Below are 23,393 nucleotides of genomic sequence, written 5' to 3' on the forward strand. Positions count from 1 at the left end.
GCTGTAAACTTACGTCAAGGCGGGCAAAATGAGCCCGGCATCCTCATGATGAAAACGACAAAAAACCAGGTCCGCATCCGGGGGATGCAGCCTGGTTATTATGGTTTACGTATGAATGATATTGCACATCATCGTATAGGTTTTTTTGGACCCACGATAAAAATATAATACTACAACGGAAAGTATAAGTCTATATTTTTTTTTCGAAACCCCTATACTTAAAGCTATTCTTTAAGGGAGGGAGCGTAGGGTTATGCGGAATGGGAAGGAATCGGAAGAGCGTGAATATCTTGCACATGTTCAGAAGGAGCTTCAGCGAACGCTGGTAGAGCTGGAAGGGAAGGTATCCGATTCGTATCGGGACATCATTGAGGCGAAGAAATACCTGTGGGTCAATATGGCGCAGCTGGATGCCGCGGAACGAGCGGCGAACCGCGTGGATATTTCGTTGTCCATCGATGCCGGGGAGAAGACGGTGGCCCGGTTGCAAAAAATACGCAAGCTGTTAGGCTCGCCTTACTTCGGCAGAGTGGATTTTCGTACTAAGCGGCAGCCGGATGCCGGAGCTTATTATATCGGCATTCATTCCTTTGTCGAAGAAGAGAGTCAGCATCACCTGATCTACGACTGGCGGTCGCCGGTAGCCAGCCTGTTCTACGACTACGAGACGGGACCGGCATCCTACCTTGCGCCTGCGGGGATCGTTGACGGCGAGATTACGGCAAAGCGGCAATATAAAATCAAAAATGGCGTGCTGGAGTACATGATCGAGAGCTCGATGAATATACATGACGATGTTCTGCAAAAGGAGCTGAGCAGCACTTCGGATGAGAAAATGAAAAATATCGTGGCTACCATTCAACAGGAGCAAAACGCCATAATCCGGAACGAAAACGCAAACGAGTTGATCATTCAGGGGGCGGCCGGATCGGGAAAAACCTCCGTCGCGCTGCATAGAGTGGCTTATCTGCTGTACAGATATAAGGAAACGCTCAGATCGAGCGATATTCTCATCATCTCACCGAACAAGGTGTTCTCCGACTACATTTCGAACGTCCTGCCGGAGCTGGGCGAGGAGAAGATCATGGAAGCAGGCATGGAAGAGCTGGCTGAAAAGGAGCTGGCGGGCGTGTGCCGCTTCCAGACGTTCTATGAGCAGGTGGAGGAGCTGCTGAACGGCGAGGATCCTGGCAGCGCCGAGCGCATCAGGTATAAGGCAAGACGGGAATTTGTCCTTGAGCTTGAAGCTTTCATGAGCTATGCGGACAAGCATTTCTTCGAGCCTGTCGACATCCTCATGGACCGGGTGCAGCTGCCGGCACATGAGATTTGTAGCGTTTATGAGCGGAATATGCAGCTGCCTGTTAAACAGAGGCTCGAAAAAACAGCGCTTCTGCTAGCCGTAGGAGCGCGGACGGATGACGGGGAGCGGCTCACGAAATCCGAAACGAACAAAATCAAAACCGCGGTCAAGAAAATGTATAAATTCCAGCAACCGCTCGGCCTGTACAAGGCGTTTTATGCGCATGCCAATCAGCCGGAGCTGTTTAAGATGAAAGGGAAGGGCCTGATCGAGTATGCCGATGTTTTTCCGCTGATCTACCTAAAGATGTATTTGGAGGGCAGCTCGCCTAACGACCGGGTGAGGCATTTGCTGGTTGACGAAATGCAGGATTATACGCCAGTGCAGTATGCGGTGTTGTCCCGCTGGTTCCCATGCAAGAAGACGATACTCGGTGACAGCAAGCAGTCGGTGAATGTTTATTCCTCCAGTACGCTGCAGACGATCAAGACCATTTTTCCGCAAGCGGATATCATTGAGCTGTCCAAAAGCTATCGCTCGACCCGGGAGATTATGGAGTTTGCCAAGGAGATACAGCCCGGCGGCACGATGATTCCGATCGACCGTCATGGCGAACCGCCGCGCATCCTTTCTTGCGACAGCCATGAACAAGAGCTGGATATGCTCAGGAAGCTCAGTCAAAGCTTTCTGGAGTCGGATTATCATACGATGGGGATCATTTGCAAGACGCGGGCGCAGGCCAGGCAGGTATATGATGCTCTGAAACATCTGCAAGAGCACGTCCATTTGCTCGATTTCGAGAGCGAGCAGTTCCGGGAGGGCATTACGGTGACTTGCTCGCATATGGCCAAAGGCCTTGAGTTCGATCAGGTCGCCATCCCGTTTGTGAATGCCGCATGCTACCGTTCCGAGATGGATCGAAGCCTGCTATACATCGCCTGTACCCGGGCAATGCACGCATTGGCCATAACCCATACAGGCCGGAAATCTCCTTGGCTTCCTTAGGGAAACCGATGAGCTTTACTCATTAAGTCCACCTGGTTTGTATTGGCAACCACCATGTTATCAAACGGGGTGCTGATTTGCACTTCATGGTGTTATCCATTTAATTTTAGGCTAATGATGCAAAACGGGTTCTCAGAGGGATTTTTCATAACATTTTCTGTTTTTTAGGAGTTTATATTGTTAGGAGAGTCATTAATTCTAAATATGGGAGGGATAATCTGAAAAAATTCTGATTTACGAAGAGGTTTATGCAGAGACTCCTTTATCAAAATCTAGTGTAGAAAAAGGTTCCTCCACAGAAGATGGTGGTGGTGGTAGTGTCTAAGCAGATCCCCCCCTTCCTTATTGTTCGAGTGGTACCTTTGACTCGACTTTAAAATATGTAAAACGGGTGAATTGGAAAGAAACTATCTCACTAGATTACAGTAATTAAATTTGATCCCTGCCAAGGCAAATAATTAATGATATCCGGAGGTAAGGCTAACTTGAAAAAGAAAACAATCATTAAAACAATCATTGCTTTAGTAGCAGTATTTTCAGTTGTTGCAATGAGCACCGCAGCATTTGCAGCCACATCAGCCCCTATTGGTTCTAAAAACAATCCAGATAAGCTTATGGCTACTACTCGAGAAGAATCGAAACGGACTTATAAAGAGGTTTACGAAAATACACCTTTCATTATTGATTCTAGAACCGGTAAGCATGTTGAAAAGCCCGATATTGACTTCTAACAAAAAACTAAACCCTAGTTTAGGGTTAGTCAGATTGTCGAGAGACCCTGTGCTTTTTTCAAAGTACAGGGTTTCTTACATTTCAAATGGTCGGTGCGAAGCATCGACACGTCCCTTACCATACCGTTCTGGATAGTGTGAAGTACAATCATCAAGATATCCCCAGAAAATCTCGTTGTCTTTAAAGCGATTTCAAAGATTCCATTGCCAATATCGCGAAGACGGAAGGAGGACTATTTTTTTTATAGAAACTAATAAGATGGAGGTATCACAGCTTTGAACGAAAGGGGGAACATTCGGACAAGGCAAACTTAACGAAAGAGGAAGTGATATGGGAAATTGGACTCACACCGAATACTTGCTGACTTTTTTAAGAAGACGTGGCCGATTTATGTGTTGTCGATTTGCTGTCATTTGGTAGCCAATATGTTTCATGTCAATTTTCCGCGTGTGCTCGGTCATTTTACGGACGATCTACAGGACGGGCTGCTGTCTGCAGGCGGAATCGCATCGTACAGCTGGACGCTGCTCGGTATCGGGATTGGCTTCGCGGTGATGGGGGGCATCGGCCAATACCTGGTGATGTATACGGGACGGTACTTCGAATTCGTAAACCGTCGTCGGCTGTTCGTTCATTTCACCGGGCTGAGCGAGCGGTTCTATTCCCGGAACGGCGTCGGCAAGCTGCTCAGTTATTTCATGAACGATGTGAAGACCGTAAGGGAATCCATCTCCATGGGAGTTAACCAGTCCGTGAATGCGTCGATTCTGCTGGTGTCCACCATCGTCATGCTGATGATTACGAATGTTCCGTTCTATGTGGTGGCCGCGTCCATCGCTCCCCTTCTGCTAATTCCGGTGATCGTCGTGTGGCTGGGACCGATTATTCGGAGCAGATCGCTTGCGGTGCAAGAGGCGCTTGGCGTCATGACCGAATCAGCGGAGGAGCAGTTTGGCGGCATTCGCGTTACGAAGAAATTCGCGGTGGAAGATATTATGAAACGCAGATTTGGCGCAACGGTTGACAGCATTCTGAACAAGCAGCTAAGCATGGTGCGCGCCTCATCGCTATTCCAGTCCATCATTCCGTTTCTAGGTGCTTCTTCGCTCATCATCGCGCTCCTGTTCGGCGGATACCTGACGGTGATCGGACGCATGACGGTCGGAAACTTTGTTGCACTGACGCTGTACATCCGCATGCTGATGAACCCGCTGCAGCAGATCGGGAACGTCATCAACGCGGTCCAGCGGGCTAGGGCTTCCCTTGACCGGCTGAACGCCCTGCTTGACGAGCAGCCGGATATCAAGGAATTGCCGAATGCCAAGGAGCTGGATCCGGCCCGCACGGGGATCGAAATACGGCATTTGAATTTCGCTTACGATCGACCCGGCCACGGGGAGGATGAAGCCAGGGACGTGCTTCGGAATATCCATTTGAAGGTCCCTCCCGGGACAACGCTGGGCATTATCGGTCGCACCGGCAGCGGAAAGACCACGCTCATGAAGCTGCTGCTTCGCACTTACGATCCGCCGCCGGACACGATCCGCATCGGCGGCGAGGATATCCGGAATCTCACGCTTAAGAGTCTGCGGGAAGGGATCGCCTACGTTCCACAGGACGGGTTCCTGTTCAGCTCGACCATTCGGGAGAACATCGCTTTTTATAATCGGGATACTGTGCTGGCTGATGTCGAGGAAGCGGCAAGGAAGGCGAGGGTGTACGACAATATCGCAGAATTCCCGAACCGGTTCGAAACGCGGCTCGGCGAGCGCGGGATTACGCTGTCCGGAGGGCAGCGTCAACGTACCAGTCTGGCCCGGGGCATTATCAAGGACGCCCCCATCCTTATCCTGGACGACAGCGTCAGCGCCGTCGACGCGGTAACGGAGACGGAAATCATGGAGACGATCCGCCGCATTCGGCATGGAAAGACGACGATCATTATCGCTCACCGGATCAGTGCGCTGAAGCATGCCGATCACATTATCGTTCTGGACCGGGGGGAAATCGTGCAGCAAGGCACGCATGAGTCGCTGCTGCGTCAGGACGGGGTGTATCGGATGCTGCACGATATCCAGGAAGAAGGGATGGTGCACCATGGCACAGGCCATTAACAATTGGCAGATGGATCAGAAGGCCGATCCGAACGCACCGGTGCCTAAGACGAAGCCGGTCTCGACCATCCGCGCGTTGTCCGGTTACATGAAAGAGCACCGGCTTACCTTTGCCGCATTTATCGGCTGTACCTTGATCGCCATTTCCGCCGAGCTGCTGCAGCCTTACTTGATGAAAATCGCGATCGACGATAACCTGTTGGTCGGCAAGAATGATGTCCGTGGATTGATGATCATATGCGCCATCTACTTTCTCTTGTCGCTCATAAGCATGGTCTTCACTTATTTGCAGAACAATCTGCTGCAGAAGGCCGGACAGAGCATCGTTGCAAGTATCCGGAAGCGGCTGTTCGCGCATATATCCAAGCTGTCGATGTCCTACTTCGACAAGGTGCCAAGCGGCAGTCTCATCACGCATGTATCCAGCGATACGGAGTCGGTCAGCCAGTTCTTCAACCAGGTGCTGCTAAGTGTCTTCCGCGACGGATTCACCTTGATCTTCATTTTGGTGATGATGTTCCAGCTGGACGTGACGCTTACCCTGTACTGCCTCATTCTGCTGCCGATCATTGCAGGAATCGCGATCGCCTTCCGTCGTTATATGCGGCATACGTATCAAATGGCAAGAACGCGGCTGTCCCGGCTTGTCGCGTTCACAGCGGAGAACTTATCCGGCATGAATCTCGTCCAGGCATTCCATCAGGAGGAGGAGCAGGAGCGGCAGTTCAAAGAACGCAACGATTCCTATTTCAAGGCGAATCTTCGGGAAATCCGGACCAACGTGCTGTTCAACCGGACGTATGAAATTTTGAACAATCTGGCGATAGCGGTCGTGACCTGGCTCGGCGGGCGCGCAGTGCTGGGCCTGACGCTCGAATTCGGCGTCCTGTATGCCTTCATTACGTACATCCGGATGTTCTTCCAGCCGATCAATACGATCACTCAGCAGTGGAATACGCTGCAATCAGCGAGCGTGGCGATCAACCGGATCTGGGGGTTGCTTGCGGTTCAGCCGGAAGTGACCGATCCGAAGACGCCGGTCCGGATGGATCAAGCGAAGGTTCAGGGGCGGATCGATTTCAATCGGATTACGTTCGGTTATGGGGACGGAGCGCCGGTCATTCGGGATCTGGACCTTCACGTGAAGCCCGGCGAGATGATCGGCATCGTCGGCACGACGGGAGCGGGCAAAAGCTCGCTGATCAGCCTGCTGTGCCGCTTCTATGATGTACAGGAAGGAAGCGTCAAAATCGACGGCGTCGATATTCGGGAGATGGCGCAATCCGACCTGCACCGGATCGTCGGGCTGGTCCAGCAAGAGCCCTATCTCTACTCCGGGACGGTGCTGGATAATGTGCGGCTGTTCAATGACAGCATCTCCAAGGAGCGGGTGATCGAGGCATGCCGATTTATCGGTGCAGACCCGATCATTCAGGGGATGAGCAAAGGATATGATACCCGGCTGTCGGAGCGGGGCAGCGGCCTTTCAGCAGGAGAGCGGCAGCTGATCTCCTTCGCCCGAATTATCGTATTCCAGCCGAAAATTCTGATCCTGGACGAAGCAACTGCAAATCTCGACTCGCATACGGAGCAGCTGATCCAGAATGCGCTGCTTCTCGTCGCCCAGGGGAGGACCACGCTCGTAATCGCCCACCGTCTGTCGACGATCATGGGGGCAGATCGGATTCTGGTCATGAGTAAAGGCCAGGTCGTGGAGCAGGGCACGCATCAGGAGCTGCTCGATTCACACGGGTATTACGAGGAGTTGTATCTTCACTCCCAAGGGCAGAAGCAGAAGCGGGAACGTGCTGGGGCCGGGCTATACCGGTCACAGTAACGAAAGTGAATCTTTAAGGATAGAGGACGGGGCCGGGAAGGAGGGCTTCGTCCTCTTTTTAGTCATATGATAAAGCTATGGATCATCAATGTTTTTAATATTTTTCATAAGCTTCTTTCTCATGATAGCATACCCTTATAAACGGCAGATGGGGAGGGATCCAGTGAGACTTGTAATCGCCATGGTATTGGTGGTTGTTCTGTCAGCTTGTCAATCCGAACCGAAGAAGGGAGAGGCGGAGGATATGAATATGAATCAGAGTCTCATCGAACACGCGGAGCAGGGGAACACCGAGCGTGTGAAGGAGCTGCTGCAAGCCGGAGCAGCGATCAATGCAACCGACGAGGCCGGCAGAACAGCGGTGATGGCTGCTGCCTACAACAATCATATTGAGACCGTGCAGCTGCTGATCGAAGAGGGGGCGGATATCGATATCCGGGACCGCAATCTTAATAATGTATTTCTCTATGCCGGTGCTGAAGGGCAGCTTGAGATCTTGCGATTGGCGATTGCGGCTGGCGCAGATCCGACGCTCACCAACCGATTTGGCGGAACGGCTCTGATCCCGGCTTCGGAACGGGGGCATGTCGAAATCGTGCGCGAGCTTCTGACCCGGACGGACGTCGATGTCAACCATGTCAACAACCTGGATTGGACAGCCCTGCTTGAGGCTATCATTCTTGGAGACGGCGGAGAGAGGCATCAGGAGATCGTCAAATTGCTGATTGAACATGGGGCCGACATTCATCTTGCCGACGGTAACGGGGTAAGCCCGCTGCGGCACGCGCAGGAGCGCGGGTTTAAAGAGATCGAACGCATATTGCTGGAGGCCGCCGGGTCTTGATGAACGCGGCATACATCAGTGAAGCAGAAGAGAGGGGATTTACGGATGACAGAACAACGACAGGGCGCTGCCTGCTGGCTCTTGAACGTTCGGCTGGAGACAGGCTATCGATATGAGAATGATGTGGTGACGAGCACGGAAACCGCGATTTTTCATGTGAAAATAGAGAACGGCGTGTTCGCCGAGATCCGCCCGGGGCATGACCTTCCCAAAACAACGCTGCCGGTACGGGATCTTAGCAAAGGACTTATGCTTCCCGCCTTTCGGGACATGCATATCCATCTGGACAAAACGTATTACGGAGGCCCATGGAAGGCGCCATCCGTTCCGACGAAAGGCATTGTCAGCCGGCTGGAGGAAGAGGAACGTCTTCTTCCCGAGCTGCTGCCTGTGGCCAGAGAAAGAGCTGAAGAACTCTTGGACCTGTTGATCCGCTTCGGATCGACACAGATCCGCTCCCATTGCAATGTGGATCCGGTCATCGGCTTACATAATCTTGAAGCAACGATGCAAGCGGTGGAGCATTACAAGGATAGGGCGTCCGTCGAGATCGTTGCTTTTCCGCAGCATGGCTTGCTGCGGAGTCAATCCACGGCCCTTGTAAGGGAAGCACTCCGTAACGGAGCATCGATTGTGGGCGGGGTCGACCCGGCGACGCTGGACGAGAATATGGAAAAATCCCTCGAAACCGTGATGGAGCTGGCGGCCTACGCGAATGCCGATATCGATCTTCATCTCCACGAGCCGGGCGATGTCGGGATGAAGACGTTCCGGCATCTGGCCGATCTGACGGAACAGGCCGGATGGCAGGGAAGGGTTACGCTCAGCCATGCGCTGGCTCTGGCTGATGTCTCATCGGCTGAGGCGGCCGAGATGGCATCACGACTTTCAGAGCTGGGGATTTCCATAGCCTCGTCCGTATCCTTGGGCCGTACGATTCCGATCCCGCTGCTTAAACGCCACGGGGTCAGCGTATCGCTGGGTCAGGACAGCATTATGGATCACTGGTCGCCGTTCGGAACGGGCGACAATCTGGCGAAGGCGGGCACGCTGGCCGAACGCTTCGGACTGAGCGATGAGCGTTCGCTGGGACAGACCCTCGGCTTCATTACCGGAGGAATCACGCCGCTGGACGGAAATGGACAATGGGCGTGGCCAAAGGTTGGCGATGCGGCAAATGCCGTGTCGTAGAAGCCAGCTGCTCTGCTGAAGCCGTTGCGAGAAGGCCGGAGCGTAAAGCTGTGCTTCATCGGGGCAAGTGGGTTTACGAAGCTTGACCCAAGCATTGGGGAGACATGGAGATTTTATCTTGGGTGTGGTGGGTGGTAGACATGCCCGTATCAACATCAGCTTCCTGCAATGGAGTAAAAGTTCGAGCTACCGCCGGTCCGCTTAACTAATAAAGAGGGTGTCCCAAAAGTCATCATAACTGAGGGACGACCCTCTTTTCATTTCGTCAAACAAACGGAATCGATAGCGGCACATCCAACATCGATTCCGGCCGGATGTTAAAGAATATGCTTGGTCAGCTGATATAACTTCAGCGCGTCCTTCTTGCTAAGTGTAGGAAGATTGAGATCAACCGCCCTCGTCCGGTCCCAAGCGATTAGAGACTGCGGCGGCGGGTTGTCCATTAGCTTAATGATCGGTTGAATACTCTTCTCCACCGGCTGTCCGAAGAGTTTTCCCATTACGCGCTGTATTCCCTTGAAAGGCTGGGCCAAATGATTCGTGCCACTATGAGTATATCCGGGATGGTTAAGGATGAAACGCGTCTTCCCTGTCTTGTGGTTCTCGGCATACGCAACCCCGAGCAGATCATTTGCCCGTCCTCCCTGCAGAGTCGCCTTCAGCAGACTATACCCCTGTTGAAGGGTAAGATCATCGTAATGTACGACTCCCTTCGTCATTCCGGTGCCTCCGATGCTTACAATGACCGGGTTGGACCCCCTCTCTAACAATTCCGTCAAACCATAACTCAGAATAAATCTGCTGACATAATAGAGCGCAAATGTGCTTTCAATACCATCCGGGGTCAACTTCCGTTTAGGAAATAGCTGCATCGCAGTAAGTACCAGCCCGTCAAGCGACGCGTGGCGTTGTTGAACCTCTTTAATGATCCGGCGATTCTCAGACAATGATAAGAGATCAGCTTGAATAAAGGATGCCCGGTCCGCGGCGCCGAGACGTGCAGCCTCATCCAGAAATTCCTTGCCCCGAAGACGGTTGCTGCCGGTCACAGTCACCCTGGTGCCCTGGCGTAAATAGTGGATGGCCAGCCCTTTGCCCATTCCGGAAGTGCCTCCTGCTATAAATAAGTCCTTCATCCTTAACACTCTCCCATAAATTAAGCTATATACGTTGACTAGGCAACAGTTGTCAATTAACATATTAGAAGCAATATCCAATTCTAATCAATAAGCAAAAAAGTCGATCTGTTGTTGTGTAGTCAACAATCGATCGAAATCGTATTTTTCCCGGCAGGTGATCGCGGGACAAGGAGGTGATGTGGGATGGGTTTAGTGAACCCGAATGACCCTCGCGCGAAGCGAACGAGGAAATATATTCAGAAAGCATTTACAGATTTGCTCGCAGAAATGGACTTCGAAGACCTCTCGATTCAAGATATTATGGATCGGGCTGAACTGAACCGAGCAACCTTTTATAACCATTATCAAGATAAATATGAATTGCTTGAGTTGACCATGAGCGGCGCATTTACAGAGATTCTATCTAAATGGATTCCTCCTGGTACGCGAATGCAGGGTGCAGAGCTGTTGCGTAATCTAATGCTGGCGGTCTGTGAATGGCAGATTGAAATGACGAAGCAGCTGAATGCACGGCGGACCCTGTCGCAGGCGTTGGAGGACAATGCCAAGCAACAACTGTATAATGGCATCATCTCATGCATGGAGCATGTCAAAGACCTCTCGGCGGAAGAACGCCGGAGAATGGAATGGGTCGCAACGATGATCAGCTGGTCGATCTATGGGGTGGTTGTGAAGTGGTGTCAATGTCAGGAAGAGCCAGCGGAACAATTCATCGAGCAAGTACTACCCTTCCTCATGTCGAACTTGCGTACGCTTGATCTGCATGATTCAGAAGAGGAGTTTTAAGGGCAATTGAATTCTATGCAACTCCCTAGTCTTCGCAGTCACCTAATGATACGGTTCTCCGTGATGAATCTTCAACTAAACAGCCAGTAGCTTTATGATATGCATCGTCAGTCTAATACTTTTATAGCTGAGGGTGTCCCAAAGTCTACTTTTGGGACACCCTCTTTTATTTTTATATGCTGCTTTCGCTGTAGTTGCAGAAAATATTTTGGAACTATAGCCGTACGATTTGAAATTCTTGCTATGACATTGGTGTTATTGTTTACACTTGGCGTAAATACATGAGGAAGGGTGATTGTTTATGGTATTTACTCAGGTGACGGTAATGGGGCTTGGCCCCATGGGAAGATCGCTGGCAGGAGCTTTGCTTAAAAAAGGTCATTCGGTGACATTATGGAACCGCTCTCCGGGGAAATCGGATGAATTAATTAGCTTAGGCGGAGTATTGGCTCCTACCGTAGCTGAGGCCGCTTCAGCAAGTTCGTTAATCGTGATCTGTGTGTTGAATTATGATGCGGTTCGATCCATTGTGGAGCAATCCGGTGATACGCTTCGGGGAAAAACGTTAGTGAATCTCACCGGCGGCACTCCATCGGCAGCAAGGGAGATGGCAAAATGGGCATCTCAGGCGGGCATCGACTATTTGGACGGATCGATTATCGTTCCGGCAATCGGGGAGCCTTCTGGCGTCATATTGTACAGCGGGTCGGAAAGTGCGTATAAGTCTTATCACAGCACATTGATGAATCTGGTAGGAACGTCCACGTTTCTTAGTACCGATCCAGGACGCGCATCCGCGTTTGACATCGCGCTGCTTGACATTTTCTGGACTGCCATGAGCGGTTATATTCATGCCTTGGCACTTGCTGATGCCGAGCAGATTCCGGTAACGAGCCTCGTACCTTATGCTCGTGATATTGTTGGAATGATCCCTGACATTATGTCCGAATTTGCCAATCAATTTGATAGCGGCCACTACCCTGGACAAGAATCGAATCTTCATTCCACCGCAGCAGTCATGCAGAATATTATCACCGCTTCCAGGGAGAGCGGAATCGATGTTAGCATCATGAGTGAGGTCAAAGCTTTAGTGGATAAGGCAGTTGAACTTGGTTATGGTGCACAGGACTTCTCCCGGTTGGCAGAGATCATCCGGCAAGGAAGCAGAGTCAAAGGGGCGTAACTGAATGTGAGTCCTGCTTAAGACTTTCCTTCATAGATTGGATTTGTCCATTCAATTCCGTGCGGATCCCGGTCAGCTTCTTGATCGTATCATCGATTTCCTGCAGATACGACTCATACTCGAGCAGCATGTTCTCGCAATGCCGAGTGGCATCGATAAGCGTCTGGGAGTCGGTACAATTCAAAGTGCGTTCGATTTGTTCGGTTGTCAGTCCCAGGCTCAAGTAAGCCTTGATTTGCTTAATCCGATCAATGGCGGTTTCATCGTACACTCGATACCCGTTTTGTAATCGGAAGACCGTAATCAGGTTCTTCTGTTCGTAGTACCGAATGGAGCGAATGCTGGCTCCCGTTCGTTTGGACAACTCGCTAATTTTCATTGAGCAGCGCCCCTTTGCGTTAAAGGTTGAAAAAAAGATTAAAGATCTATACCTCCATATGAGCATATCGCGGAGTTTCGTTGTAGCCAGTGATAGATACCGGTTCTTTCAATATCAGGTAATAGGATATCCATAAAGATACATTATTCTTTATGAGGGATCAATCTTAAGCCGCCTTCATGCCCAGCTCATGGCCGGGTGATGAAGGCGGCTTGTTCGGTTCTTTTATTTTGGATGAACAGGGAGGGTTATTTTCACCGCGGTGCCGTAGCCTTCCTCGCTTTGGATATGCACCCCATATGGAGGGCCGAACAATAGCTGGATGCGGCCGTGAACGTTGCTGATGCCGATACCGGATAAATGATGACGCCTCTTCTCGTTAACCTGATCCTCCGAATTTTTCATCCCCACGCCATCATCCATAATCTCTATGATCAGATTTTCCTCAAACTGATGAATGAAAATATGAATGTTACCGCTGACATTTCCAGGGTAGGCATGAAAGAATGCGTTCTCCACAAAGGGCTGGATGATCAGCTTGGGAACAAGCAGCTGTCTGCAGTCCTCCGCGATTTCATAATGCACGCCGATCTGTTCGCCATATCTGATCCGGTTAATGAACACATAATGCTTCAGGGACTCGATCTCCGTTTCTACAGTGACCATATCTTCAGTCGAGCCCAGCGTGCTCTGGAGCAAGGAGATCAGACTGTCGATCGTTTGGTCCACCTGATCCGTGTGGTGCATTTTCGATAAGTATTTGATAGAACTTAATGTGTTGTAAAGAAAATGCGGGTTGATCTGCATCTGCAATGCGTTCAGATCCGCTTTTCGGCGCTCCTGCTCCTCATGGACAAGCCGCTCGGTATACTGGTCAATTTCCTTAATCAGCCGGTTGTAAGTTTTGGCCAATATATTGGTTTCATAGCTGCCGTTCTCCTCCAAAGGATGGAATATCAGATTATCCCCCTTCGAGGTTTTCATCGTCTTGACCAGCTTGTTTAACGGATGGGTGATCCGCCGGCTTAGGAAGTAGACAAAAACCAAGCTAACGACCAGCACAACGCTTACAACCTTGAAGATTTCGGCAGACAGGCTGTAAAGAGGCGCAAAAGCGGCTCGTTGGTTGATTTCCTCCAGCAAATAGGCATTGAACTCGGGAAGATGGTAGGAAATATAGGTCTCCTTATCCTCCGATTCGGTCCATACGCCGTCCTGCTGGGACGCAGCCTGGGTTGCCAGGGACAGCTGTTCAGTGTCCCGCTTGCTGATCGAATCCTTGTCACTGCTGGACAGGATCGTACCATCGGATGATATAAGCGAAATATGAATGCCTTTGGCGATATAGGCATTGTATTTTTGTTTGATGTTTTGTTCATCCATCACGACGGCCGCATACCCGTACATCAAACCCGTACTGCTGTCCACCAATGGCTTTGTCGCAAAAATATAGTTGTCATAAGGAACGGTTTCCGCGAATAAATCCGGGCTGCTGTGGTAGCTGATCCGATTGGGGATGTTCCTGTCAGTGGTCATGTACGTAGAGACGATATCCTGTGGAATCTTGTCCCATTTGAGCGCGTTGCTGGAATAATGTCTCCCTCCTTCGCCGGGAAGGCCGGATACAATAATATGCGACTTTTCAGGACTCAAATATTCCTTGTACACATCGATGTACCTGCCCAGGGTGATGGCCAGATTGATTTGCTCCAATGTTGTATTGGCAGGCTTGGTAATATAATCCTTAAATTCGTGGCTGCTGTTGATTTGAAGCATGGCATTAACCACCTGGTCGTTATACCTGAGCAATTCATCCTTGGCGATATTCATGTTGGCCGAAGCGTTCCGGACGACCTGGTTGAGCAGAATGCGTTCTGCAATATTGGACGACGCGACGATGAGCACAAAGGAAATAATCGTGATCCCCGACAGCATCAGAATGAGCATCTTAATGAAGATGCTGTTTTTTCGAAGCATGGCAAGCACCTGACTTTTTCTTTAATGAGAGATTTGATGGCGGTATTCGACGGGGGTCATTCCCGTCATCTTCTTGAACACTTTGGAGAAATAGTTATGATCCGAGAAGCCGGTCAGGCGGCTGATCTCCGACACGGAAAGCGATGGATCCAGCAGAAGGTCCTTGGCCTTATCCGTGCGAACCCGATTAATATAGGACGTAAGGTTCTCTTGGGTGCGCTGTTTAAAATACGACGACAAATAGGTGTAGTTCAAATGCAGCGCGTTTGCCATTTCCGATAATGAAATTTCATTGGCATAATGTTCATTTACGTATTCATAGATCTGGTGCAGTATGATCGATTGCCGATAATCCTTGCCTTGAACGACATGTCTAACCTTCTCCAGAAATTGAACCATGATATGCTCCAACTCCTCGATATCAAAGGCAAGATCAATCATTTTGAAGAGCTTCAGCTTGGAGGAGCCAAGCTCGGCTATCGGCTGTTTGAGCTGCTCCAGTGTAAAAAGGGTAGAGTAAACCAGATTCTGGCATAGCCGCTTCAAGCTGTATTCGTCATACGAGAGATGAGCCTTCGTCCCAGAGAAAAGCGCTCTTATCATCGCGATCGATTCGTCCGTCGAAAACGTGCGCAGCGTGCTGATATATTGCCGTTCATCGAAGCTGGTTTTCTCGCCGCTAATCGTAATCTCGTCTTCAGCCACCATGGCTTGCCCGCTAAAATACAACAGCCTTCCGAGATGTGACGATAATCTCTCGTGCTCCCCTTTAAGGGAGCGGAAATGATCAAATGGATGCGAGAGGACATAGCATATATATTTCAACGAATCCTTGACACGCTCCGCGAATCGCCGCAAGGCGGCGATGACTTCTACGGATTGCGAAGAATCATAATTAACGAGCAGAAGCGCTTCATTTTTCAGGAACACGCAGCAATGTGCCAGACCCGCTAACTGCTCTGAGGCCAGGCCAATGATCCGATCCTCGATTTGGCTCTGCGTCCATTTCGTCCGGGATAAGAGCGGGGCTGTGCTTGCTTTGGCTATGATGAAATGCTTTCGATTGAAAATGTGAAGAAGCTCCAGGCTGATATCGTCCCTGACTTCCTGATCCGTTTCGTGATCCAGCCATCGGCCAAGCATAAGCTCGGGATCTTTTTTCGCCGGCTGGCTGCCAGGGCTGTTCAAATTCATGCTGCTGCATAAGGACTGAATGAGCGAGACGAGTTCGGTTGCCGATACTTTGGGTTTGAGCAAGTAGTCCGTAACCCCGTATTTAAACACTTCGCGCACATAATTGTACTCGCTATAGCTGCTTAACACGACGATCTTGATGTCGGGATACCGTGCACGCATCGTCTTGGTCAGCTCCACGCCGTCCATCACGGGCATGACAATATCGGTAATTACGACATGGGGGTCGGCCGCTTCGATCAGCTGAAGCGCTTCTTGACCATTCGCAGCTTGGGCGACGATCTCGATTCCATATTCGCTCCAATTACATAGATGTAATATGCCGGCACGTAAAATGGCTTCATCATCCACAATCATGACCCGATAGGTTGCGATAGGGTTATCCATGATTACACCTCGTTGCAATTTCTTATTTCCTCATCATATACCAATGTGAAAGATAAAGGTATGATGGAGCTTTGAATGAATCCAACATGCAATAATTATTTCTACGACCCATAATTTTTACTATAATAAACAGGCGTTTGACAAGAGGGCCATAATTAATACGATATTAGCTTGAATATGAATTATACTTCCCTATTTTGAATGACATAGAATAGAGATCGGATCATGAAGCGCTTACAAAATATATGAACAAAAGGGGTTGTACAGATTGAAAAAATTGCTATCCGTATTGCTGCTCGTCTCCATGACAGCTTCGTTATTGGCGGCCTGCGGCTCTTCAAAGTCATCGGATTCAGGCCAATCGGGAACAGGAAGTGAAGGAGGCTCCGCAAGCAAGAAGGTTGTGGCATGGGCATGGGATCCGTCCTTTAACGGAGCTGCCCTGAAAATCGCCGAAGAATTGTACGCCAAAGAAAATCCGGGCTTCGAACTGGAAGTCGTAGATATGGCAAAAACGGATTTGGAGCAAAAACTGAACACCAACCTGGCTTCCGGCGTTAAGGAAGGCCTTCCGGACATCATTCTGGTGAATGATCCGAATATTCAGAAATATGTAACCGCTTATCCAGGCACATTTGCAGACTTTACGGATAAGGTTGATTATTCCCAGTTTTCCCCGTACAAAGTGGATGCGCTTACGATCGATGGAAAAGTATACGGCGTTCCGTTCGATATCGGGGTCACCGGCATGTTCTACCGTTCCGATTATTTGGAGCAAGCCGGATTCAAGGCGGAGGACCTAGAGAACATCACCTGGGATGAGTACATTGAAATCGGCAAAGTCGTAAAGGAAAAGACAGGGAAATATATGTCGACCATTAACCCGAACGACGAAGCGCTGACCTCGATCCTGCTTCAATCCGGCGGGTCCTGGTACATCACGCCGGATAACAAAGGCAATTTTGTTGACAATCCGGTCATGACGGAGACGCTCCGTGTGTACAAAGCGATTGCCGACTCCGGAATTGCCAAGCCGGTAACGGGCTGGAGCGAGTTTGTAGGCAGCTTCAACGCCGGCGATGTAGCGACGGTCGTATCCGGCGTATGGCAGATTTCCTCGATCATGGACGCCAAGGATCAAAGCGGCAAATGGAGAGTGGCTCCGATTCCGAGATTGAATGTGGAGGGCGCCGTGAACGCTTCGAACGAAGGCGGCTCCAGCTGGTTCGTCCTGGAAGGCTCCGCGAACAAGGATCTGGCGATCGATTTCTTGGCGAAGACGATTGGCGGCAGCAGTGAATTCTACGAGCGCTTCCTGAAAGAAAACGGCGGCGTCGGCTCCTACATTCCTTCCTTCTCCAGCGAAGCTTACAGCCAGACACCGGAATTTTTCGGCGGACAAGCCATCTATACCGATTTCACCAAATGGTCTACCGAAGTACCGGGCATTTCTCTGGGCATGTACACGCAAGAAGCAAAAGATGCACTGAAAAATGAACTGCCTAACATTTTGAATGGATCCGACCTGACCCAAAGCTTGGCTAACATTCAGAAATTGTTCGAACAGCAAGTGCAATAATTTTAAAAGTCAGCAGGTGGTAAGAAATGGGCAGTAAATGGAATAAATCGAATCTCATGGGATGGCAGTTCGTGCTGCTGCCTTCGGCGCTCATCTTATTGTTCAGCTTCTATCCCATGATTCAATCCTTGTTGTTATCGTTTCAGTCGGGAAAAGGGAATGTGTACCATTATGTCGGGCTGAGCAATTATGCACGGCTGTTCTCCGATCCGATGTTCAAGCAGGCTGTACTCAATACGCTGTTATACTTGGTCGTTCAAGTTCCGATCATGCTCATGCTGGGTCTGGTCATTGCATACTTCTTGAACATGCCGGGTCTTAAATTCAAAGGCTTTTACCGCACCGCCATCTTTCTTCCGTGCGTAACCTCGCTCGTTTCGTACGCTGTGCTGTTCAAAAGCATATTTGCAGTGGATGGAATTCTGAACCGGATGCTGATGTCGATTCACATCATCCATGAGCCGATCGCCTGGCTCATGGACCCGGTGTGGGCGAAAGTTGCTATAATTGCAGCGATTACATGGCGCTGGACAGGCTACAATATGATCTTCTATCTAGCAGCGATGCAAAATATCGACCCAAGCGTCTATGAAGCGGCTTCAATAGACGGAGCCTCCAAAACGCGGCAATTCTTCAGCATTACGGTTCCTATGCTGAAGCCGATCATCTTGTTCACGGCGATCATTTCGACGAACGGAACCCTGCAGCTGTTCGATGAGGTTGTGAACATTACGAACGGCGGACCCGGCAATTCCACCATGACGATCTCCCAATACATCTATAACTTGTCGTTCATGTATACGCCTAACTTCGGTTATGCGGCAACGGTATCCTACGCCATCGTCATTATGGTTGCGGTGCTGGCCTTTCTCCAGCTGAAGGTCGGAGGTGAGAAGAAATGAGGAAGGTTTCGGCAGCAGCTATCCATCTGTTTCTAATCATTGCATCGGTGGTTTCTTTGTTTCCTTTTGTCTGGATGCTGATCGGCATGACGAACAGCTCCTCCGACATTGTAAAGGGCAAATTCAGCTTCGGATCGGAGCTGTCTACCAATATGAACAAGCTTCTCGATATGACGGATCTCGGCGGGGCCTTTTGGAACTCCGCAGTGATTGCGGTGATCGGCACGGTCTGTACCTTGATTCTAAGCTCCATGGCCGGATTCGGATTTGAGATTTATCGGACGAAGGGCAAGGACCGGTTGTTCGGCATCCTGATGCTGTCCATGATGATGCCGTTCGCGGCTGTAATGGTTCCGCTGTTCCGTATGTTCAGCTCGATGGGGATGCTCAATACGCCAACGGCCGTGATTCTGCCAACCATAACGACGGCGTTCATGATTTTCTTCTTTATGCAAAACACAAAATCATTCCCGCGCGAGCTCTTGCAGGCGGGACGGGTAGATGGACTCGGCGAATGGCGGTTGTTTACACATGTCTATATGCCGACGATGAAGCCGACGTACGCGGCTGCCGCGATCATAACCTTTATGAACTACTGGAACAGCTTCCTGTGGCCTCTCATTGCCTTGCAAACGCCGGATAAGAAGACGCTGCCGCTTATTGTCTCGTCACTCGCTTCCTCTTATAATCCGGATTACGGGATGATCATGGTTGCCATCGTGATCACGACGCTCCCGACAGTCCTGATCTTCTTCTTGCTGCAAAAGCAGTTCGTGCAAGGGATGCTTGGATCCGTGAAGTAATATAACAACCGGAGGTGATCGACAAACATGCTTACGCAATTCAAAAATGGCTTACTGCACGGGGCGGACTACAATCCGGAACAATGGCTGCATGATCCGCAGGTGCTGCAATCGGATATTGAATTGATGAAGAAGGCCGGCTGCAATGTCATGTCGGTAGGTATATTCTCATGGGCCGTGCTGGAGCCCGAGGAAGGGAAATATAATTGGGAGTGGCTGGACCGAATCCTGGATTCGCTGCATGAGAACGGAATCTCCGTATTTCTGGCGACTCCTTCTGGAGCCCGTCCCGTATGGATGGCACAGAAATATCCCGAGGTGCTTCGCGTTTCAAGTGATCGGCATCGCAATCTTTATGGGGCACGGCATAATCACTGCTATACATCTCCGATCTACCGCGAGAAGATCAAGCAGGTGAATGAAAGACTCGCTGCCCGTTATGGGAATCATCCAGCCGTGAAGCTCTGGCATATTTCCAACGAGTTCGGCGGAGAATGCCACTGCGATTTGTGCCAGGAAGCGTTCAGAGGTTGGCTCAAGAAGAAATACGGTACGTTAGACAAGCTGAATGCAGAGTGGTGGACCACCTTCTGGAGCCATACGTATAGCGATTGGTCCCAGATTGAATCCCCTGCACCCCACGGAGAAAACGCGACGCACGGGATGAATCTGGACTGGCGAAGATTCGTGTCGGATCAAACCCTGGATTTCATGAAGCATGAAATCGCGGTTGTTAAATCCGTGAATCCGGAGCTGCCGGCTACGACCAATTTCATGTACTACTATAATGGCCTGAACTACTTTAAGTTCAAGGATGCGATTGATATCGTATCCTGGGACAGCTATCCAACCTGGCACAAGAAGTCCGATTTCGAGATTGCCGTAGACACCGCCATGAATCATGATTTGATGCGATCCATCAAGCGCCAGCCGTTTCTGCTTATGGAAAGCTCGCCGAGCATGACGAATTGGCAGAGCGTCTCGAAGCTGAAGAAGCCGGGGATGCACATCCTGTCTTCCTTGCAGGCCGTCGCTCACGGATCCAATTCTGTGCAGTATTTCCAGTGGCGCAAAAGCCGCGGTTCCAGCGAGAAATTCCATGGAGCGGTCGTCTCCCATGACGGCAGCCCGGATACACGTGTATTTAAAGAGGTCACCGAGCTCGGAAATATGCTTCAGAAGCTGTCTCCCGTTGCTGCAACCGAAAGCCGCGCAGAAGTAGCCATCGTCTATGATTGGGAAAATAAATGGGCGATTGAAGATTCACAAGGGCCGCGCAACAAAGGGATGGGGTATATCGAAGAAGTTCAGTCCCATTACCGGGCGCTGCTGAAGCAGGGGATTACGGTGGACTTCGTGGATATGGAATGCGATATAGACAGCTACAAAGTGGTTATCGCTCCCATGCTCTATATGCTGCGCTGCGGATTCGAGCGCAAGCTTCGCGCCTTCGTTGAGCAGGGAGGAACCTTGGTGCTGACTTACTGGAGCGGGATCGTGAATGAGAATGATCTGGTGTTCCAAGGGGAAGCGCCCCATCAACTGAGCGATGTAGCGGGTGTCGTCAGCGAGGAGATTGACGGCTTATATGATCATGAACAAAATGCCGGAGAAGTTGTGCAGCATATAGCCGGTCTTGAGCAGACATCGCTTGCAGGCACTTATTCCTGCAGCAAGCTCTGTGACCTGGTTCATCTAAAGGGCGCCGAAGCATTGATGGTGTACCAGGATGATTTCTATGCGGGCCGTCCTGCACTTACCAGACATACATATGGTGAGGGCGTATGCTACTATGTGTCCAGCCATTTTGAGGATGGCTTTTACGATGACTTCTACCGGGATATAGCCGCAGCTGCATCGTTATATAAGCCGGTAACAGCGGTTATGCCTGAAGGCGTATACACAACGGTGCGTTCCAACGAGGAGAAGGAGTATCTGTTCGTTCATAATTTTTCGGGCAAAGAGGTCGTTATGCCGGCGCTGGGTCCAGCGTGGCAGTCGGTTACAAGCGATGATGGATTGAATGCAGCTTGGAACCTGAAGGCATATGGTGTTCTTGTGGCTGAGCGCAGTGTAGGATAGCTGAATTGATTTGTAAATAATATTTTCTCGAAAATATGAAGCCGCGAAACCCTTGATTTTACCAAGGGGTTTCGCGGCTTCCTTTCATGAAACTCGGTTTCTGCCAGTATTCGCGCAGCGATTTGCGACTCATGGCCGAACCTATAGCTTTCGAACTGTCATTACCGAAGGGTGCTCTTCACGACGAAAGCGTCTCCGCAAGGAGAAGGGTCCGATGGAATTGCAGTAATCGTCAAATTTTGAAGCATAAGCCCTCCGTGGCGTGCTTTCAGCTTAGGATTGCTGCCATTTACGCGGCACCGGGAGAAAGCGACGTCGGATAGACGAGCCATTCTGGAGAGTATGCCACCTACCAGCGGCGCCTCCACGATCCATTCCGCAGAGGTTTGCGGACCGCGGTATCGGCGGCTTATACGGAACGTCCAGCCTTTAGTCACATTCCGGAGGCAGATAATCCAGGTGCTCCCGCGCTTTTTGGCAATGACGGCCGACATGCGGTCCCCCGGACGGACAGGCAGCGGAATTAGGGTCGCGGCGGCGGGAAGAATTTCCCACCACGCATAATAATAAGGCTTGCCGTTTATCAGATCATGCCCGGTGCCCGTCTGAATCAAGCTTTGGTTGCCGAAGCCATCGATCCCGATCCAAGCGGATGAATAGGAAGAGCCTCCACTTGGGCGAAGAAATGGAACATTCCACTCCCCGGATATTCGCCTAAACGCACCTTTTGCCCCCTTGATGCTGTAGCCGGACCAATTATTCGAAATCCACCCGATGTTTCGCTGCGGCTTGGCCGCGGATTCAAAGCGGCAGATGTGATGTGTGCTCATTCTAGCAACGGTTCCCATAGATCCACCGCCTTTAATAGATTGATAATATATCTAATGATGCTGAGGCCGCGGTGGTATGGGTTTTCTGCTAGAAAGGTTTAGAAGCAGGCGGGCTTACGGGATGGATTTTTCGGATCAAAAAGGGGCTGACCCATAAGTCATCGAATCATGATGGCTTTGGGGCTGCCCCTGTATTAATTTTGTCGCTCACCGAGAAAGAGACAGGAAGGACGTAAGGTTGCCGACTCTTTCTAAACGGATGCTGCTCTCCACTTCATCGACACCGGGTAGTGGTCGGACGGATAGGCCCCGTCGTAAGTATCCCGGTAAATGATCGTCTCCACCATCTCGACATCATGTGTCGTAAAAATATAGTCGATCGGCTCGCCTTCGAGTCCACCCTTGAAATCATGGAATGTGCGGCCTGCCGGTTCGTCCAGAAGCTCGTAGGCGTCTTGAAGCGCCTCCCGCAGTATCGCGATTTCCGCTTCACCGGGACCTGCATTCAGATCGCCCATAAGAATAACCGGAAGCGATTCTTCCTTTCTAAGACGCTGAATATGATCGAGAATGAGCTTGGCGCTTTCCTGCCGCGCAACTGCGCCCATATGGTCAAAATGCGTGTTCACGACGTAAAAACGTACGCCAGTGTCCTTCGTGCTCTGAAACAGCCCCCATGTGCAAATTCGGGGATAGCTGCCGTCCCAGCCGAGGCTTCCCGGCTTCTCCGGCGTTTCGGACAGCCAGAACTGCCCTTCCTGCAGGATAGAGAAATCGGCTTGCTTGTAATAGATCGCGCAGTGTTCTCCGTCCCGGTCGCCTTGTCCCATCCGTCCCGTTCCAATTCTGCCGTACTCGGGCAGAGCTTCGTCCAGATCCCGCAGCATCGCCCCGGAGCCCTCCTGAGTTCCGAACAGATCGGGGGATGCGTCTGTAATGACGGCTGCAGCTCGATGCTTCCGGTGAGGCCAAGCGTTGCTGCCGTCGCTGTCCACATTCACGCGTAAATTGAAGGTCATTGTTATCACATTCATGTCATGTCATTCCCATCTACTATGATCTAGCCAACAAGAGGCCGGAATAATACTACTATATCCGCTTTGATGGACTTCATCAATGACATGCG

17 protein-coding genes and 1 pseudogene are annotated in these 23,393 nt (G+C 50.6%); 12 read left to right on the plus strand and 6 right to left on the minus strand.

Annotated features, from left to right (window positions below):
- Window positions 1-253: 253 nt before the first annotated feature.
- The 6 genes and pseudogenes from J2Z18_RS16095 to J2Z18_RS16120 all read left to right on the plus strand — a co-directional run bounded on the left by J2Z18_RS16095 (window position 254) and on the right by J2Z18_RS16120 (window position 9,112).
- A complete protein-coding gene (locus J2Z18_RS16095) occupies window positions 254-2,308 on the plus strand; it encodes a HelD family protein (RefSeq protein ID WP_210095006.1) in 2,055 nt (684 codons plus the stop codon).
- A 485-nt stretch (window positions 2,309-2,793) separates the two neighbouring features.
- Window positions 2,794-3,039 (plus strand): hypothetical protein, encoded by a 246-nt coding sequence (locus tag J2Z18_RS16100; protein ID WP_210095007.1) that lies wholly within the window; start codon window positions 2,794-2,796, stop codon window positions 3,037-3,039.
- 339 nt (window positions 3,040-3,378) lie between these two features.
- Window positions 3,379-5,154, plus strand: a complete 1,776-nt coding sequence (locus J2Z18_RS16105) for an ABC transporter ATP-binding protein (protein WP_210095008.1) — start codon at window positions 3,379-3,381, stop codon at window positions 5,152-5,154.
- Complete coding sequence (locus J2Z18_RS16110) at window positions 5,138-6,991, plus strand: ABC transporter ATP-binding protein (protein WP_210095009.1); 1,854 nt, start codon at window positions 5,138-5,140, stop codon at window positions 6,989-6,991. The genes J2Z18_RS16105 and J2Z18_RS16110 overlap by 17 nt, the downstream gene beginning before the upstream one ends.
- Window positions 6,992-7,154: 163 nt before the next feature.
- A complete protein-coding gene (locus J2Z18_RS16115) occupies window positions 7,155-7,835 on the plus strand; it encodes an ankyrin repeat domain-containing protein (RefSeq protein WP_210095010.1) in 681 nt (226 codons plus the stop codon).
- Between the two features lie 45 nt (window positions 7,836-7,880).
- A pseudogene (locus tag J2Z18_RS16120) lies at window positions 7,881-9,112 on the plus strand (amidohydrolase).
- A gap of 231 nt (window positions 9,113-9,343) precedes the next feature.
- Here J2Z18_RS16120 and J2Z18_RS16125 read toward each other — a convergent pair.
- Window positions 9,344-10,162 carry an SDR family NAD(P)-dependent oxidoreductase gene (locus J2Z18_RS16125; RefSeq protein WP_210095011.1) on the minus strand — a complete coding sequence of 273 codons (819 nt, stop codon included), beginning with the start codon at window positions 10,160-10,162 and terminating at the stop codon, window positions 9,344-9,346.
- A 186-nt stretch (window positions 10,163-10,348) separates the two neighbouring features.
- On the opposite strand from J2Z18_RS16125, the gene J2Z18_RS16130 reads away from it, so the two are divergent.
- Both J2Z18_RS16130 and J2Z18_RS16135 read left to right on the plus strand, forming a co-directional pair.
- Window positions 10,349-10,951, plus strand: coding sequence for a TetR family transcriptional regulator (locus J2Z18_RS16130; protein ID WP_210095012.1), 603 nt, complete (start codon window positions 10,349-10,351; stop codon window positions 10,949-10,951).
- Window positions 10,952-11,252: 301 nt separating this feature from the next.
- A complete protein-coding gene (locus J2Z18_RS16135) occupies window positions 11,253-12,134 on the plus strand; it encodes an NAD(P)-dependent oxidoreductase (protein WP_210095013.1) in 882 nt (293 codons plus the stop codon).
- Here J2Z18_RS16135 and J2Z18_RS16140 read toward each other — a convergent pair.
- The 3 genes from J2Z18_RS16140 to J2Z18_RS16150 form a co-directional block, all read right to left on the minus strand.
- A complete protein-coding gene (locus J2Z18_RS16140) occupies window positions 12,121-12,513 on the minus strand; it encodes a MerR family transcriptional regulator (RefSeq protein ID WP_007127558.1) in 393 nt (130 codons plus the stop codon). The genes J2Z18_RS16135 and J2Z18_RS16140 overlap by 14 nt on opposite strands.
- Before the next feature lie 225 nt (window positions 12,514-12,738).
- Complete coding sequence (locus tag J2Z18_RS16145) at window positions 12,739-14,490, minus strand: sensor histidine kinase (protein WP_210095014.1); 1,752 nt, start codon at window positions 14,488-14,490, stop codon at window positions 12,739-12,741.
- Window positions 14,491-14,511: 21 nt separating this feature from the next.
- Window positions 14,512-16,071 carry a response regulator transcription factor gene (locus J2Z18_RS16150; RefSeq protein WP_210095015.1) on the minus strand — a complete coding sequence of 520 codons (1,560 nt, stop codon included), beginning with the start codon at window positions 16,069-16,071 and terminating at the stop codon, window positions 14,512-14,514.
- 268 nt (window positions 16,072-16,339) lie between these two features.
- On the opposite strand from J2Z18_RS16150, the gene J2Z18_RS16155 reads away from it, so the two are divergent.
- From J2Z18_RS16155 to J2Z18_RS16170, 4 genes are read left to right on the plus strand one after another with little or no spacing between them, the layout of a single operon-like run.
- The gene (locus J2Z18_RS16155) at window positions 16,340-17,650 is read left to right on the plus strand and encodes an ABC transporter substrate-binding protein (RefSeq protein WP_210095016.1); all 1,311 of its coding nucleotides are present in this window, start codon (window positions 16,340-16,342) and stop codon (window positions 17,648-17,650) included.
- A 26-nt stretch (window positions 17,651-17,676) separates the two neighbouring features.
- Window positions 17,677-18,552 carry a carbohydrate ABC transporter permease gene (locus J2Z18_RS16160; protein WP_007127562.1) on the plus strand — a complete coding sequence of 292 codons (876 nt, stop codon included), beginning with the start codon at window positions 17,677-17,679 and terminating at the stop codon, window positions 18,550-18,552.
- Window positions 18,549-19,355 carry a carbohydrate ABC transporter permease gene (locus J2Z18_RS16165; protein ID WP_210095017.1) on the plus strand — a complete coding sequence of 269 codons (807 nt, stop codon included), beginning with the start codon at window positions 18,549-18,551 and terminating at the stop codon, window positions 19,353-19,355. The genes J2Z18_RS16160 and J2Z18_RS16165 overlap by 4 nt, the downstream gene beginning before the upstream one ends.
- Window positions 19,356-19,382: 27 nt before the next feature.
- The gene (locus tag J2Z18_RS16170) at window positions 19,383-21,437 is read left to right on the plus strand and encodes a beta-galactosidase (protein WP_210095018.1); all 2,055 of its coding nucleotides are present in this window, start codon (window positions 19,383-19,385) and stop codon (window positions 21,435-21,437) included.
- Between the two features lie 161 nt (window positions 21,438-21,598).
- Here the strand turns inward: J2Z18_RS16170 and J2Z18_RS16175 are convergent, their stop codons facing one another.
- Both J2Z18_RS16175 and J2Z18_RS16180 read right to left on the minus strand, forming a co-directional pair.
- Complete coding sequence (locus J2Z18_RS16175; RefSeq protein WP_007127565.1) at window positions 21,599-22,285, minus strand: G1 family glutamic endopeptidase; 687 nt, start codon at window positions 22,283-22,285, stop codon at window positions 21,599-21,601.
- A 233-nt stretch (window positions 22,286-22,518) separates the two neighbouring features.
- Window positions 22,519-23,301 carry an endonuclease/exonuclease/phosphatase family protein gene (locus J2Z18_RS16180; protein WP_210095019.1) on the minus strand — a complete coding sequence of 261 codons (783 nt, stop codon included), beginning with the start codon at window positions 23,299-23,301 and terminating at the stop codon, window positions 22,519-22,521.
- Window positions 23,302-23,393 lie beyond the last annotated feature (92 nt).

Source organism: Paenibacillus lactis, from assembly GCF_017873605.1.
GTDB lineage: Bacteria > Bacillota > Bacilli > Paenibacillales > Paenibacillaceae > Paenibacillus_AQ > Paenibacillus_AQ lactis.